This is a genomic window from Bacteroidales bacterium, from assembly GCA_016707785.1.
Taxonomy (GTDB): Bacteria; Bacteroidota; Bacteroidia; order Bacteroidales; family UBA4417; genus UBA4417.
Genome location: JADJGZ010000035.1, coordinates 1 through 14,925, shown reverse-complemented (window position 1 = coordinate 14,925; position 14,925 = coordinate 1). Strand labels below are relative to the sequence as shown.

General features: G+C 41.1%; 12 protein-coding genes. 9 read left to right on the top strand and 3 right to left on the bottom strand.

All coding sequences use genetic code 11. From position 1 onward, the window contains the following. Positions 1–57: 57 nt before the first annotated feature. The 8 genes from IPH84_16195 (at position 58) to IPH84_16160 (ending at position 10,333) form a co-directional block, all read left to right on the top strand. Complete coding sequence (locus tag IPH84_16195) at positions 58–2,406, top strand: hypothetical protein (protein ID MBK7174728.1); 2,349 nt, start codon at positions 58–60, stop codon at positions 2,404–2,406. Between the two features lie 205 nt (positions 2,407–2,611). Beyond that, positions 2,612–3,892, top strand: a complete 1,281-nt coding sequence (locus IPH84_16190) for a serine hydroxymethyltransferase (GenBank protein ID MBK7174727.1) — start codon at positions 2,612–2,614, stop codon at positions 3,890–3,892. 146 nt (positions 3,893–4,038) lie between these two features. Further along, the gene (locus IPH84_16185) at positions 4,039–4,986 is read left to right on the top strand and encodes a tRNA-dihydrouridine synthase family protein (protein MBK7174726.1); all 948 of its coding nucleotides are present in this window, start codon (positions 4,039–4,041) and stop codon (positions 4,984–4,986) included. 163 nt (positions 4,987–5,149) lie between these two features. Further along, positions 5,150–5,644 carry a histidine phosphatase family protein gene (locus tag IPH84_16180; protein ID MBK7174725.1) on the top strand — a complete coding sequence of 165 codons (495 nt, stop codon included), beginning with the start codon at positions 5,150–5,152 and terminating at the stop codon, positions 5,642–5,644. Between the two features lie 86 nt (positions 5,645–5,730). Then, positions 5,731–7,794 carry a polyphosphate kinase 1 gene (gene ppk1, locus IPH84_16175; protein ID MBK7174724.1) on the top strand — a complete coding sequence of 688 codons (2,064 nt, stop codon included), beginning with the start codon at positions 5,731–5,733 and terminating at the stop codon, positions 7,792–7,794. Positions 7,795–7,907: 113 nt separating this feature from the next. Further along, entirely contained in the window at positions 7,908–9,077 is a 1,170-nt protein-coding gene (locus IPH84_16170) for a hypothetical protein (GenBank protein ID MBK7174723.1), read from the top strand. A 36-nt stretch (positions 9,078–9,113) separates the two neighbouring features. Next, on the top strand, positions 9,114–9,671 hold the full coding sequence (locus IPH84_16165; protein ID MBK7174722.1) for an RNA polymerase sigma factor: 558 nt from the start codon (positions 9,114–9,116) through the stop codon (positions 9,669–9,671). A gap of 5 nt (positions 9,672–9,676) precedes the next feature. Further along, positions 9,677–10,333 carry a hypothetical protein gene (locus IPH84_16160; protein ID MBK7174721.1) on the top strand — a complete coding sequence of 219 codons (657 nt, stop codon included), beginning with the start codon at positions 9,677–9,679 and terminating at the stop codon, positions 10,331–10,333. A gap of 124 nt (positions 10,334–10,457) precedes the next feature. Here IPH84_16160 and IPH84_16155 read toward each other — a convergent pair whose 3' ends face one another. Further along, a complete protein-coding gene (locus IPH84_16155; protein ID MBK7174720.1) occupies positions 10,458–11,279 on the bottom strand; it encodes a hypothetical protein in 822 nt (273 codons plus the stop codon). 271 nt (positions 11,280–11,550) lie between these two features. Here IPH84_16155 and IPH84_16150 point away from each other — a divergent pair, with 271 nt between their 5' ends. Continuing rightward, positions 11,551–12,807, top strand: coding sequence for an alpha/beta hydrolase (locus IPH84_16150; protein ID MBK7174719.1), 1,257 nt, complete (start codon positions 11,551–11,553; stop codon positions 12,805–12,807). 30 nt (positions 12,808–12,837) lie between these two features. Here the strand turns inward: IPH84_16150 and IPH84_16145 are convergent, their stop codons facing one another. Together IPH84_16145 and IPH84_16140 are read right to left on the bottom strand one after the other, a co-directional pair. After that, complete coding sequence (locus IPH84_16145; GenBank protein MBK7174718.1) at positions 12,838–13,401, bottom strand: DUF4256 domain-containing protein; 564 nt, start codon at positions 13,399–13,401, stop codon at positions 12,838–12,840. Between the two features lie 925 nt (positions 13,402–14,326). Then, positions 14,327–14,925 (bottom strand): toll/interleukin-1 receptor domain-containing protein (locus IPH84_16140; protein ID MBK7174717.1); only part of this gene is annotated, 599 nt, incomplete at its 5' end.

Sequence of the window (14,925 nt, the reverse complement as noted above, 5' to 3'; positions counted from 1 at the left end):
CGATCCATGAAATTTCAATACCCAAATATTCTCTCATCAATTCTGAAAATGTTTTGCATGTTCATTCTCATGGAAGTGATGCCCATAGAGAAATTAAGCGCACAAATCTGGGAACCTGAAGGGATCAATCTTCCGGGTGGGTGGAACAGCTGGAGCAATCCGCCTTATGGTAATCTGGCCCTTGCAAGTGCCACGCAGGTAAGTGGCGGAAGGGTAACTAAAATTACTTCCGGTACTGTTCGCTGGCAGACCTGGTTCAAGGTGGCTGCCAGCGGTGGGGATATCGTTGGAGGGAGTTATCCTTTCCTTTTTACAAGCGGTTCTGCTTCAAATCCCTGGGGAAATACCTGGAAAGATGTGACTGTAGCCATGAATACGCTTCAAACTTATACCTACCAGGGGAGTTCTGATAACCAGATTACTGTTGTGAATGGAAAGTGGTACACCATGAACTGGAAGGATAGCGGTTATACCGGTACCCAGGCAATTTTTATGGAAACCAGCGCTCTGCCTGTTGATATTTCAGCAGTAACTGTGCCTGCATTGGCTGTTGCCGGTTCACCTATCAATATTGGTATGACTACATCCTCAATTCCCTGTCCGGAAGAAATTTTCTATCTGCGTTATTCCACTGATGCATGGGTAACCTCTCTTTGCCTCCAGATCTCAATGTCAGGAAACACAGGAACAGTTATCCTCCCGGCACAAACAAATGGCACCTCGGTTTCTTGTTATGCTTTCTCTTCTGCATTGGCAGGAGTGAATAGCGATTACGACATGAAAAGTATTAAGATCAATAATAATGGGGGCTTAAACTATTCAATCCCTGTAGGCAGCCAGCAAATGAGTGTTTCAACTGCAGCTGTTTCTGCCATTACAGGGAATTCTGCAGTTTCAGGCGGGACCATTGTTGGTTCAGGAGGTGAAAGTATCCTTGCCAGAGGGGTTTGCTGGAGTACAGAAAGTAATCCGGATTTAACTGATTCATTTACTACAGATGGTGCAGGAGAAGGAACATTTACTTCCGCACTGGCAGGCCTTAGTCCAGCTTCTGCCTATCATGTGAGAGCCTATGCGACTACTACCAGCGGGACTATTTATGGGTCAGATATACAGTTTGTAACGCATTCAGCTATTAGTTTTATGGTGGATATGGCAACCGCTGCCGGGTTTCAACCGGGGATTGATGCTGTTTATCTGTCAGGGGGCTTTCCGGGGGCGTCATGGATCACTCCGGGAGATAACCCTTCTATGATGATGGTAGCAGATCAGCCAGGGAGTTTGAATTATTCACTTATGCTTTACTTGCCAGTGGGAAACTATGAATTCAAACATTTCCTTAATTCCGGCTGGAATGGCGGTGAATGGAGTGGTGGCTCAAATCGACAGGTGGCAGTGAACGGGAATTCTACTTTACATAACACCTGGGGAGGTGAGATCAGCTGGGCGAATCTTCAATGGCCTGCGAATGGCAGTATTACCCAGGGGGCTCCCCTGATGGTGTACAGCAGGGTGACGATTCCTAATGGTAAGACAGGCGTTGCTGGTGGAGCTTATGGCATTTCGGCATGGATAGGTTACAGTACTTCCAATACCCATCCTGATACCTGGACAAATTGGGTGCCTGCTTCTTATTCAGGGGTTGCCGGAGCTAATGATGAGTATGTCACCGACCTGGGCTCAGTTTTACCCGGAGCGGGTATATTCTATTATGCAAGCCGATTTCAGGCCGGGACTGGTTCTTTTTTCTACGGAGGATATAATTCAGGTTTCTGGGATGGTAGTCAGAATGTTTCAGGAGTGCTCACTGTTAACCCCGTTTCTACAGAAAAAACACTTAACCTGAAATTATTTATCGAAGGGCTCTATGCCGGCAATGCCTTGATGAATAAAGCTAAAAACCAGACCACTGACCAGTTTTCAGGTACAATCGCAGATAAGGTAAATATAGAATTTCACGATCCGCTTGATTACCCGACTGTCGTGTTTTCAGCAAATGATGTCAGTCTTAATACCAACGGTACCATAGCACTCACTAGCATCCCTTCAGGTTTCAGCGGTTCCTACTACGTTACAGTCAGGCATCGGAATAGCATTGCAGTCACCACTGCCGGCCCTGTAGCTTTTACATCAGGCGTAACCAGTTATGATTTCACTACTTCTGCTGACAAAGCTTTCGGCTCCAACATGAAAGAAATAGGGGGAGCATTCTGTTTCTTCTCAGGTGATGTGAATCAGGATGGTATCATCAACCCTGCCGATAAAACCCTTGCTGAAAATGAAGTTTCGGGTTTCCAGGAAGGTTACCTGCCAGCTGATATTAATGGTGACGGTCTGATGGATCTTTCCGACCTGATAATGATTGATAACAATGCTTATAACCTTGTTTCCCCCTTAGACGCATAGTCCTTAGATGGTTACTCACAAGGATGTAACTGAGTTTTTGATTGACGCCGGATAGCAAATGGAAATTATTTGAAAGCTTCTGGCCCCCCCTGGGGGAATTCTTTTTGGAACATTATTGCTGATGTCGATGGAATTTATACCTTTGTCAACTGATCAGTATTCTATCAGTAAATGGTTTAAAAACAATATATTACAAAATATCCATATGAAAAAGGACAAGGTCATTTTCGACTTGATAAAGGAAGAAGAAGCAAGGCAGATGCATGGCATTGAATTAATTGCTTCGGAGAATTTCGTTAGTGAACAAGTGCTGAAAGCGATGGGTTCGGTACTCACCAACAAATATGCTGAAGGGTATCCCGGAAGGCGTTATTATGGAGGTTGCCAGGTAGTTGACCAGACTGAGCAGATTGCCATCGACAGGGCCAGGGCTCTTTTTGGTGCTGAATGGGCCAATGTTCAGCCTCATTCAGGGGCACAGGCCAATATGGCCGTTTTAATGACAATTTTGAAACCCGGTGATACTTTTATGGGATTAAACCTTTCTCATGGAGGTCACCTTTCTCATGGCTCCCCGGTGAATTCATCAGGTATTCTTTACAGACCTGTTGCCTATGGTGTAGAAGAAACCACAGGGACCATCAATTATGATATTATGGAGTCGGTAGCCCTTGCCGAAAAACCAAAACTCATAATTGCAGGTGCTTCAGCCTATAGCCGCGACTGGGATTATAAACGTATGAGGCAGATTGCTGATAAAATCGGGGCTATCCTTATGGCTGACATTGCCCATCCTGCCGGACTTATTGCCCGCGGTTTATTAAATGACCCTGTGCCTCATTGCCATATCATTACCACTACTACCCACAAAACACTCCGTGGCCCCAGGGGCGGTATGATCCTTATGGGCAAAGATTTTGAAAATCCATGGGGACTGAAGACTCCAAAGGGTGAAACCAAAATGATGTCAGCAATGCTTGATAGTGCTGTATTCCCTGGAATCCAGGGCGGTCCGCTTGAACATGTTATTGCATCAAAAGCCGTCGCCTTTGGTGAATGCCTCAGCGATGAGTATATGGATTATATTATACAGGTTAAAAAGAACGCCCAGGTAATGGCTAAAGCCTTTATCAGCAAAGGTTACAAGGTCATCTCAGGCGGTACCGACAATCATCTTATGCTGATTGATCTCCGGTCAAAATTCCCTGATATCACTGGTAAAACAGTTGAAAATACGCTTGTTAAAGCTGATATCACCATCAATAAAAACATGGTTCCTTTCGATAGCCGCACCCCATTCACTACTTCGGGAATAAGAGTCGGAACTCCGGCTATTACTACCCGCGGACTGAAGGAAAACCATATGCCTGCAATTGTTGACCTGATTGATGAGGTGATAAGCAATACTGAAAATGAAGAAATCATCAACAAGGTACGTGGACGAGTAAATGAAATGATGGCTGAATTCCCATTGTTTGCTTACTAAAATACCTAATGAAATTGATACCAGATGGCGTCCTTTTCGCGACGCCATTTTTTTTATATTTAAATTCAACTCAATTTTATAGTCCTGCTGTAAAATAACATTTTGGATACACTGCTTTTTTATCGCATTCTGAAATAGTAGCACTAATGCACCTTATTCTCGCCCCCTTGCACGGATTCACTGATTCGACATTCAGAAATGTCTATTTCAAGCATTTCCATGCATTGGATGAAGCAATGGCGCCATTTATCTCACTCACTCATGCAGATAAGATTACGCCTTTGAAAGTCAGGGAGTTGTTGCCGCTTAACAACCACTTCAAGGCGTTGATTCCTCAAATTTTAGGGAATGAAACTTCTGAATTTATACTTTTATGCAACTACCTTTCTGATGAGTTGGGTTATACTGAAGTGAACTGGAACCTGGGTTGCCCGATTCGTGGAATTGTTAATAAAAAACGGGGTTCCGGGATTCTGCCTTACCCTGAACTGATCGACAGCCTCCTCTCAGAAATAATTCCTTCCATCAGGTTGAAACTCTCTGTCAAGCTACGACTAGGCTTGAATTCTGCAGAGGAGTTCCCGGCTGTTATCGACGTTCTGAATAAATATCCTTTAAGTAACATTACGCTGCATCCCAGGATCGGGATTCAGCAGTATGAGGGAACTGTTATGCTGGATGAATTTGAGGGAATGCTACCATTGATTCATCACAGTCTGATTTACAACGGTGACATTCATAGATACGATCAGTTCGTCGCCATCAGCAATCGTTTTCCTGCTATCTCTTCCTTTATGCTAGGCAGGGGAATATTTCACAATCCATTCCTGCCTGAAATGATCAGGGAGGGGAAATCCGTGCTGCCTGCCGGGGCTGAAGAAAGATATTCCAGGTATTACCGTGAACTGGAGGATACCATAAAAACAGAGAAGCACTTCTGGATGAGCAAAATGAAGGAATATTGGAAGTATTTCGGGGCATTCATGCATGTGGATGAAAAAAGCCTGCTGGAATTATTGAGATGTAAAGATGAGATGGAATGGAACCGGCTGACATCCCTTCATCTTAATCGATTTATGGAAGGCGCCTTATAAAACCGGGAGGTTTGATTCCAAAGCGACCTGCTTCTAACTCAACAGTGGCTTGCTTTACCGAATTTCAGTTTTCTAATGTTACTTAATTGTTAACTCTTTTTGCAGGAGATTGTTATTATTAATAAATTGTTAGATTTGGTTTGAAAATCAAGATTTCATTGAAATGAAGACATTATTTGTAATGAGGCATGCAAAATCGGCATGGGGAGAACCGGGACTGAATGATTTTGACCGGCCCATCCTTGAAAAGGGGAAAAAACGGACACAAAATGTTATTCATTACCTGATGAAGAAAAAAGTTAATCCTGACCTGGTATTTTCCAGTCCGGCTCTTCGGGCTATGGAAACCGCCATACTCATGGTTAATGGTCTGGAATTGAATAAACAGACTCTCCGTGTGGAGAAATCCATCTATACATCTGATGCAGATCAACTGGAGGATTTATTTCTTGAGGTTCCACGTTCAGTATCCGAAGTCTTACTTATTGGCCATAATCCGGCTGTCACTGATTTTGTCAATAAATTCCTGGATGAAAGCATCGAATATATGCCTACTTCAGGTGTAGTATCCCTCACTTTTAATATCAACGAGTGGGATGAAATTATTAAAAGTCGGCCAAAGCTGAATTTTATTGTATTCCCCAAAATGCTGGGATGACAAATTCAAGTAAGCAACATTTCCTTATCCTTACTGATGGGAAATCAAAGAGAGTCTTATGGCTGATTGAATAATTAATGCTTATTATGCCGAAATTGAATAAAACAATACTCAACAGGGAAATTTCCTGGCTTCATTTTAATGAGAGAGTGCTACAGGAAGCCATTGATCCCGATACTCCTTTGATTGAAAAGATCCGTTTCCTTGGGATATACTCGAATAACCTTGATGAATTCTTCAGGGTAAGGGTCGCCACGCTCAACAGGATGCAGGGAATGGATAAGAGATTATATCATGATGCCTACATCAATCCGAAGAAAACACTCAAAGAAATCAACCTGATCGATAAGGGTAAACAAAAAGAATTCCTGAGTATTTTCAAATCACTGATCACCCAACTGGCAAAGAATAATATCTTTTTTCTGAATGATAAGGAACTCACGCCTGAGCAGGGCTTGTTTGTGGAACGTTATTTCCAGGATAATATACGTCCGAAGTTGTTCCCGATTATGCTCAATAACCTGAAATCTTCGGTACTTAGCGATCGTTCACTTTATATGGCGGTTGTCCTCCAGGTAAGAAACAAGCCTGAACTGGAGAAATATGCATTGATTGAGGTACCGGTCGGACCATTGCCCCGTTTCCTGATTCTTCCTGCAGAAGGAGATAAGAAGTTTTTTATCCTGCTCGACGATATCATCCGTTATTGCCTGGATGATATATTCTCTGTTTTCGGATTCAATGTCTTCAGGGCTTATGCAGTGAAATTCACCCGTGATGCAGAACTGGATATCGATAATGATGTATCCAAGAGTTTTCTGGAAATTATGACGGAGAGTATCAAGCAACGGGATGCCGGATCTACGGTTCGATTTACTTACGACCGGCATATGCCTGAAAAATTGCTGAACCAGTTGCTGGTAAAACTCCAAACCACTAAGAGTGATACTATCATTCCCAGTGGGAGGTATCATAACTTTCGTGATTTCATGGCATTTCCGAATTTCGGGAATACCAGCCTGGAGTATGCACCAATTCCCCCTTTACACCATCCCGCTTTATCTTTCAAGGAAAGTATACTGGCACACCTGAAGCAGCAGGATATCATGATTCAGTATCCTTACCAGTCATTTCAGCATATCATTGATTTACTCAGGGAAGCATCTATCGATCCTACTGTAAGGGCTATTAAAATGACACTATACCGGGTAGCCTCCAAATCCAGCGTGGTGAATGCCCTCATCAATGCAGCAAGGAATGGGAAAGAGGTCACTGTATTCCTGGAATTGCAGGCTCGTTTTGATGAAGAAGCCAATATCTATTGGTCGGAAAAAATGCAGGAAGAAGGGGTAAAAGTCATTCAATCGATACCGGGATTTAAGGTGCACGCCAAGCTCTTGCTTGTCCGAAGGAAAGAAAATGGTGATAAGAATGTTTACTATACAGCCATCAGTACGGGAAATTTCAATGAAACTACTGCAAGAGTATACGGTGATTCTACTTTATTCACTTCTGATAAAGCAATTGCAGCAGAAGTGAATGCAGTATTCCATCTTTTTGAATCAAAATATTCTGTACCAAAGTTTAAACACCTGGTGGTTGCTCCTTTTTCCATGAGGAACCATTTCTTTAAACTGATCAACAATGAGATCAGGAATGCCAAAAAAGGAAAAGAAGCATGGATCACCCTGAAACTCAATAGCCTGGTAGATGAGAAATCGGTAAAAAAACTCTATGAAGCCAGCCAGGCAGGTGTGAAAATCAAGCTGATTATTAGAGGGATTTGTGTATTGGTTCCAGGCGTTCCTGGACTGAGTGAAAATATCGAAGCCATAAGTATTGTAGATCGATTCCTCGAACATTCGCGCGTTTTCGTATTTGCCAATAGTGGCGACCCTCTTTATTATATTTCATCCGCAGATTGGATGGTACGCAATTTCGACCACCGCATTGAAGTGGCATGCCCGGTTTATGATCCGGTAATCAAATCGGAGTTGAAAACCATGCTCGATATCCAACTGAGTGATAATTCAAAATCCAGGTTACTAGGCAATCAGAATACTAATGAATATATCGAACGGGAACCAGGCGTGAAGAAAATTCAATCTCAACTGGAGACCTATCACTTTTTCAGAAATAGCCTTAAATAATTCGACAATTTCCCGAAGTGAATTTGGCTCGACAATTTGACAATTTGACAATTTGACAATTTGAAAATTTGAAAATTTGAAAACTCAGGTGTAAGCAATGGAAAATCTGAAAAATGAAAATTATTCCGTTCTTAATCCTGATGACAATCCTGTCGGCTTGCTGCCTGCCCCCAGCAGTTTTTGGACAAAGGCCAGCAAAAGTGGTTACCATTGTAAAGGAAAACCATGATTTTGAGTATTACAGAAATTTAGCACAGCAGTGGAAGGAATTTCTGGGAAAAAATCCTGCTGATGCTGATGCCTGGTTTAATTATTATTGCGCAAACCGGTATGCCCGGATGTTCCGTAAAGACTATGATGCGCTGAAAGTCGATTATTTTCAGAATCTGAGCAGTATTTTGAAGGAAGCATCCAAAGCAGTGCCTGGAACATATGAATATTATTTCATGAAGGCTTCAGAAGAAAGTCTCCCTCAACTCATTAAGGAGAAAACAATTCTTAAGGCTTATGAAATGGGTAAAAACAGGCCCGAAGTATTTCCCTTAATGATCAATTTCTATGAAACACAAGGATTGTTAAAAGGAAGGGCAGAGATTGCTGAACAATGGTTCAATAGCAATGATATGTCACCGGCCCTGCTGAACTATAATTACAATGTCCTGATGTCAGTGGCCGACAATGCTGTCTTGTTTACCAACGGCGACAATGATACCTATCCATTGTGGTTGCTGCAGGATGCACTTGGGGTGAAAAAGAATGTCAGGGTTCTGAATATATTCCTTTTAGGGTCTGTAAAAGCTTACCGTGACGGCATCTTCACTGAATTGCAACTTCCTGCTTTTGGTTCAGATACCAATGAACAAGTGCCGGATTTTAAAGAACTCATCCATTTTATTCTCAATAATTCAAAAAGACCTGTTTACATTGCCAATACAGTTTACAGAGATACTTACGAAACTGAATCTATCGACGATTCACTGTACCTCACAGGATTGGCCATGCTTTTTTCAGGAGAGAATGTTGATAATATTGCCCTTTTGAGAAAGGCTTTTGAAAGCCGGTTCCTGTTGGATTATCTTAGCCAGGGCTTTACTTATGACAGGGGATTGGACTTGGTAAACTACATGAACCTTGGATATGAGCCCATGTTGATTAAACTGTGCGAACATTATACTCTTTCAGGAGAAAGCGACAAAGCCCTGAAAGCTAAACAACTGGGACTTAAAATTGCAGAATCTGTTGGGATGAAAAGCGAATATTCGTCTAAGTTTGTATGTGAATAAAGCATGATGAGGCTGAAACAGCAAAATTTTTCTGAAATGTCGGATGAACAGCTTATGGCTCTGGTGAAAGAGGGCCATAAGTTGGCTTTTGCTGAAATCTATGACCGTTATGCCGGGAAACTGCTCAATTTTTTCTATCGAATGCTCAATAAAGATGAAAACAAAGCCCAGGATTTCATGCAGGATATCTTTATGAAAATCATTGAAAATCCGAATGCATTTGACCCTCTTCGTCGTTTCGATACCTGGGTTTTCAATGTAGCCTATAACCTTTGCAAAAATGAATACAGGCGACAGAATGTCAGGGAATCCTACTCCATTGAAAAATTGAATGAAATCAAACAGGAGGCAATGCCAGAACTTACAGAACTGTCAATTGACTTACAATCCTTCGAAACTCAGCTTTCTGATGCACTTAATAAGATGGAGGAGATTCATAGGTTGGTATTCCTGCTCCGATATCAGCAGGACCTTCCCGTTAAAGAAATCGCTACATTGATCGACTGCCCCGAGGGAACGGTAAAATCCCGCCTTTTCTATGCTACCCGTTCCTTGGCAGCCACCCTAAGTATCTTTGACCCGAATAAAAATTAGATAAGATGGAAACACCAGATCAGAAAGCTATTGCCAGGCTCCAGGAACTTCTTGAGACCAGTGATTTTGCTCAGCTAAGCACCGAAGATCAGCTTTGGGTGAAAGATCATTTCGGGGAAGCTACTTATGACGAATTGAAAACAATGATACATTCTTCCCGCAAGATTTTTGCCCGGGAATCCGAAGTGCTGAAAGCCATTCCTGGTATCAGGGAACAGCTGGTTTCGCGGTTTCACCAGGTCCATGGCCATAAGCAACCTGTCAAAACCGGTGCTTTGTATAATTTCCTGCAATATAAAATCAGGCTGGCTGTGGCTTTGCCTGCTGCAATAGTCCTAATTCTGATTGCTTTTGCCTTTTTACTTAGAATGAACCAGTCTGGCAAAGTGGAAGTTAGAACAGTTACCATTACAGATACAGTTTATGTTGAGCGTCTTAAGGAGGATGCTATTGCCTCAGATAGCAATGACTATACAACAATAAAGGAGAGGAATCCCCATAAAATAAAACCAGTAGAATTGGCCGAACAGTCATTGCCCGATGAGATACAGGGCCAGATCAGGAATCTTGGATTGCTTACTGATATAAGCCGGCAATCAAAGAGAGGTAGTTCCGCCAGGGATGACAGTACACTGTTAAAACTGCTGGTGACCGTGAACTAACTGGAAGACCACAAACATCGCAGAAACGAATAATAATACTCTTAAGCAAACTCCCCGGAAATCTTCAACCTAAGCTGAAGACATTCCGGGGAGTTCTTTTGATATTTACTTAACTATTTGGTGATCAGGGACAGATGACATCCTGGAGTGTATAATCCCAACAATGCCAACTGATGTCATTAAAATGAGCAGGATCTTTTACATGCCCGTTTTTGAGGGTTGAACTCCATTCAATGGTGGTGGTATTATTCAGGTTCTTATGGTAAATTTGATAGAACCTGTTGAATACATCAAGAGTAGATCCATAATAGATATAGGAGCCATTCTCCGGAATATTGGACTTAATGTTCGTGTATTTAATATCAGAGGTTCCATCCGTATACTTATTCCAGTCGATGCGAAGAAGGTTTCCCGGGGTTTGAGGGTTCTCTTTTAAGATCCAGTATCCACCGGTTTGAGTAACAGATGCTTTTCCGGTATACCAAAGGAAGTCAGCATATTCGCCGGCTTTGGTAATTCTCATTTCCCAGGAGGTACTATCAGCAACATAAGCTCCTGTTAATTCTGCTTCATAGGCAGTGAAGCCGACATTGAAATTGTAGGACCAGGTCCAGTTATTATTATCCGGATGATAGATAGCTTCGTGGTTGAATGCTTCAGCAAAGGATGCAACCGGGATCGCTAACCCAACGGTTAGAACTGAATTCCAGATGGCTACATTCAAATAGGAATAGCCCCAATTGAGATAAGTATCAGTTTGAGCTGTTGATTTTAATGTATCACCGGCACTGGAAAAATCATTGAAATTCATTACGAATCCAGCTTGTGGCGGGATGGCGGGAGTTGTTGGAGGATCTTCGTCCTTCTTGCAACCTGTTGTGGACAGAATTCCAAGAGTCATTGCAAAAAGAATAGCGAGTAAAATGAAGTTTCTCTGTCGTTTCATATTTGTTTTATTGAGGTTTAGCAATAGGCAGGGCTTTCTTTAATAAACCCTGTAAATTGTTCAATGGTTTTGACTATAACGATAGCCTTGATAAAAAATTGTTTTTTGTCCGGGACAAGGCAGTATGTTGCAATTTATGAATGCTCCCGCATAATATGTTTACCTTTATCAATAAAAACAATCCGTAACTACTTTTGTTTTCTTTAAAGATTAGGTTGCAAATACTGGAATCCCTTTATAAATCATATATCTTAACTTATCCGGAAACTCTATGAACTCTTGTAATAATCTGAATATCACCGGAAAATGGTTTCGGGTGAGCATCTATCTTATAGTATTCTCAATCATTATTGTCTATTCTGGCTGTCAAAAAGAGGAAGAAGCAACCCCTTCTGAAACCGTTTACCTGGTTGATTTCGAAAAGTTGAATAATTACAGCGCTCCTTTTATCAGGGTATTGCTGGGTTCGATGAATTCAGTTTACCCCGGCATTGACACCCTGGTTTCTGATGTTGAATACGGAGTTGACCTCTACAAGATTACCTATAAAACTCAATATAAAGGGGCTGAGGTAATAGCTTCCGGATTGGTTAGTGTACCTGCTTCAGGGGAGAGTTTCCCGATTCTCAGCTTCCAGAATGGGACCAATACTTTTAAACTAAATGCCCCATCTGTTAATCCTTCGGATCCCCTTTATACCCTGCTCGAATTGATGGCCAGCCATGGGTATGTGGTATGTATCCCCGACTACCTCGGTTTCGGCAGTAGCAGTGATCTTTTGCACCCTTATTATGACAAAGTCTCCAGTAACCAGGTGGTGATGGATATGATACTGGCAACCCAGGAACTGGTAAAGGATAAGAGTGTGAAAGCAGAAAGTAATGGAAAACATTTCCTGATGGGATATTCTCAAGGAGGATGGGCCACACTGGCTGCATTAAAAGAAGCAGAAGTGAACTATACAGATAAAATGACGGTTACAGCTGCTTCCTGTGGAGCCGGAGCCTATGATATTAAAGAAATGTCGGAGTATGTGCTGGCCAAGGAAATCTATCCCGGACCACTTTACCTGCCATATTTTATTTATTCCAGGATTGAATCGGGTGAACTTACCCAACCCCTTTCAGCCTTCTTTAAAGAGCCATTTAATACCCGTATACCAGAGATCTTTAATGGAAATTATACCAACTCAGAGGTTAATGAGCAACTCACAGATACCATTGCCAGCCTTGTTACCGATGCCCTGCGGCTGGAACTCGCGACCTCCTCTGAGTTTGCTTCCTTAAGGGCCAGTATGACTAACAATAGTCTGCAAGCCTGGAATCCGGCTGCTACAATCCGTTTTTACCATGGAACTGCTGATAAAAATGTGCCACCTGAACAATCGGATATCATTTATAACCAGTTTGTGGATCTTGGTGTGAGTCCCTCAAAGGTAACACTCATCCCCATTCCGGCGGCTACACATGATAGCGGGCTCATACCATGGGGGATCAGTACGATACTCTGGTTTGATGAATTGAAGTAATTTCTCAACAAATTCGTTTTAGCATCGGCTTTACACCTTCAGCATGCCACGAAATCCCCTGGCAGCGTAATAGGACGAGGCCCCATTGTGATACAGGAATACTTGTCCGTAGCGGTAATCACAAAAGAAAGCACCCCCAAGTTCACGAACTCCATCGGTTGTCTTGACCCAACTGGATGTTTTCATATCGAAATTACCCAGTTGCTGAAGGTACCTGTATTGCTCTTCCGTTAATAACTCAATACCCATAGCTGCAGCCATTTCCATTGCAGAATCCTCTGGCTTGAACTCCTTCCTCGATTCTAATGCTTCATAATCATAACAAAGAGACCGCCGGCCTTTCGGACTTTCCACGGCACAATCATAAAATACAAATTCCCCGGTGGCTGCATCAAACCCAACAACATCAGGCTCTCCCCCAGTCATTTCCATTTGGTAAAGCGACCATAATTTGTCTTCATGGGATTCCAGCCTCGTTATTACTTTGTCCCATTCAAACCCTGTATGGCGTTTCATGTTTTTGGCAAAGCGGACTTTTAATGTATTGAGCAGTTGAGTACGCTCTGTTGCTGAAAGTTCTTTCTGAGGTTTCATGATTTGTGCTGCGATTTTATATGATTCGGTGGTCATGTATGCTGATTTGTCCTTTAATACCAGAACATTCAAATGAAGCCAACAAGATTAGCTCTGTACAAAATGAGGGAAAAAAAGTATTGTTTACAACAAGTTGAAAGGATGTTTTGTTTCGATGGAGATGGCTAGGAACTAACACTTTTTCCTAAAATGGATTATAGGATTGAAAATATCACTCATTCAGATTCAGCCCTTAGGAATTCATGTTGTAGCTTTTTTTGATTTCGTTTCGATAGTTCAATTGTGCGAAGAGATCAACCTTCTGAACTGTGAATTACTATTTTACAAATTCGTGCAATTAACCAGAAAGCAACAATACCAATACTACTATATTAAATAATTCTTTCTCCAATCTAGAACCCGAAACAAAGCAGAGGATTAAGAAAATTACGAAACAAAGAATTGAAATTACTGTTAATACATTTCCAATCCCGTTCACTAATGCAAGAGTCATTGTAACATTACTTTTCATATTTTCTTATTAATGTTGGTTAATGATTATTTTATTTTTGTTAATCATCACAGTCGGTTAATATCGCCAATAATTTTACTTTTTGCATTGGCGGCAGCATTAATTATAACTGATTTTAGATTTGGGATATTGTCATTAAAATATTTCCAAATATCATATGAATTAGAATCTTCAGAACTGTTAAAATTATAAGATTTATTTTGTTCTTCTAACTCCTATACTCTCACGTAATGTTCAAAAAGTAGTTCTCCAGTTTTAGCAGAAAAATCTGAAGCATAAATACACTCAACAAATACAATATCATAAAACATTATTTTCCATATGAAAGCTTTTGATTTATTATCAAAAAACATCCTTGTCAGTATAATGATATCTTTGTATGAACTTAGATTAGGGTTTTGCTTATTAAAATAGTTAATAGCTTTGTTTATAATCTACTGAATCAATAACAACAAAATTTACTACTTGAATCTTTTGGGAATGTTCTTTTGGAACAGTTAAAATTGGATATTCAGTAATTTGACCGTCACAAAAACCAAAAGAATTATATTTGAGAGTATTATAATTAAAATATTCTGCAATCCAGGTTCTGCTTCTTCCAGTTTTTGCGTCTGCAGAATTCCAGTTACCACGATTATTTAAGTTAATATATTGTTGGTTAATTCCTTGCTGGCTAATCCCAACAAGATTTCCGACTCCTCTTGTTTTACCTTTTAATTCGATAAGGGCTTCTCTAGCTGAAAATAACACTGGAGGAGCTTTTTCAATAATTGCTGTTATTAATTTCTCAAATGCAAACTGAAATTTTAGAGAGTCTGTAAAATCTACATTTAATCGATTTTGTAAAAACTCTGGCAATTCACACTTTTCACAGATTATTGCAATTACTTTAGTTTTATTAAGATACTTTTCATGCGTCATTGCGATTTCAAGTTCCTTTTTGACCCATGCAGAATTAATGGAATTTGGAGAAATGATGGCGCCTACAAAATTTGCCCCATGAATACCTGTTT

Coding starts and splice junctions, on each gene's coding strand:
- IPH84_16160 (MBK7174721.1), top strand. CDS start 9,677: ATGGAAACACCAGATCAGAAAGCTATTGCCAGGCTCCAGGAACTTCTT.
- IPH84_16170 (MBK7174723.1), top strand. CDS start 7,908: ATGAAAATTATTCCGTTCTTAATCCTGATGACAATCCTGTCGGCTTGC.
- IPH84_16155 (MBK7174720.1), bottom strand. CDS start 11,279: ATGAAACGACAGAGAAACTTCATTTTACTCGCTATTCTTTTTGCAATG.
- IPH84_16190 (MBK7174727.1), top strand. CDS start 2,612: ATGAAAAAGGACAAGGTCATTTTCGACTTGATAAAGGAAGAAGAAGCA.
- IPH84_16180 (MBK7174725.1), top strand. CDS start 5,150: ATGAAGACATTATTTGTAATGAGGCATGCAAAATCGGCATGGGGAGAA.
- IPH84_16195 (MBK7174728.1), top strand. CDS start 58: ATGTTCATTCTCATGGAAGTGATGCCCATAGAGAAATTAAGCGCACAA.
- IPH84_16145 (MBK7174718.1), bottom strand. CDS start 13,401: ATGAAACCTCAGAAAGAACTTTCAGCAACAGAGCGTACTCAACTGCTC.
- IPH84_16150 (MBK7174719.1), top strand. CDS start 11,551: ATGAACTCTTGTAATAATCTGAATATCACCGGAAAATGGTTTCGGGTG.
- ppk1 (MBK7174724.1), top strand. CDS start 5,731: ATGCCGAAATTGAATAAAACAATACTCAACAGGGAAATTTCCTGGCTT.
- IPH84_16185 (MBK7174726.1), top strand. CDS start 4,039: ATGCACCTTATTCTCGCCCCCTTGCACGGATTCACTGATTCGACATTC.
- IPH84_16165 (MBK7174722.1), top strand. CDS start 9,114: ATGTCGGATGAACAGCTTATGGCTCTGGTGAAAGAGGGCCATAAGTTG.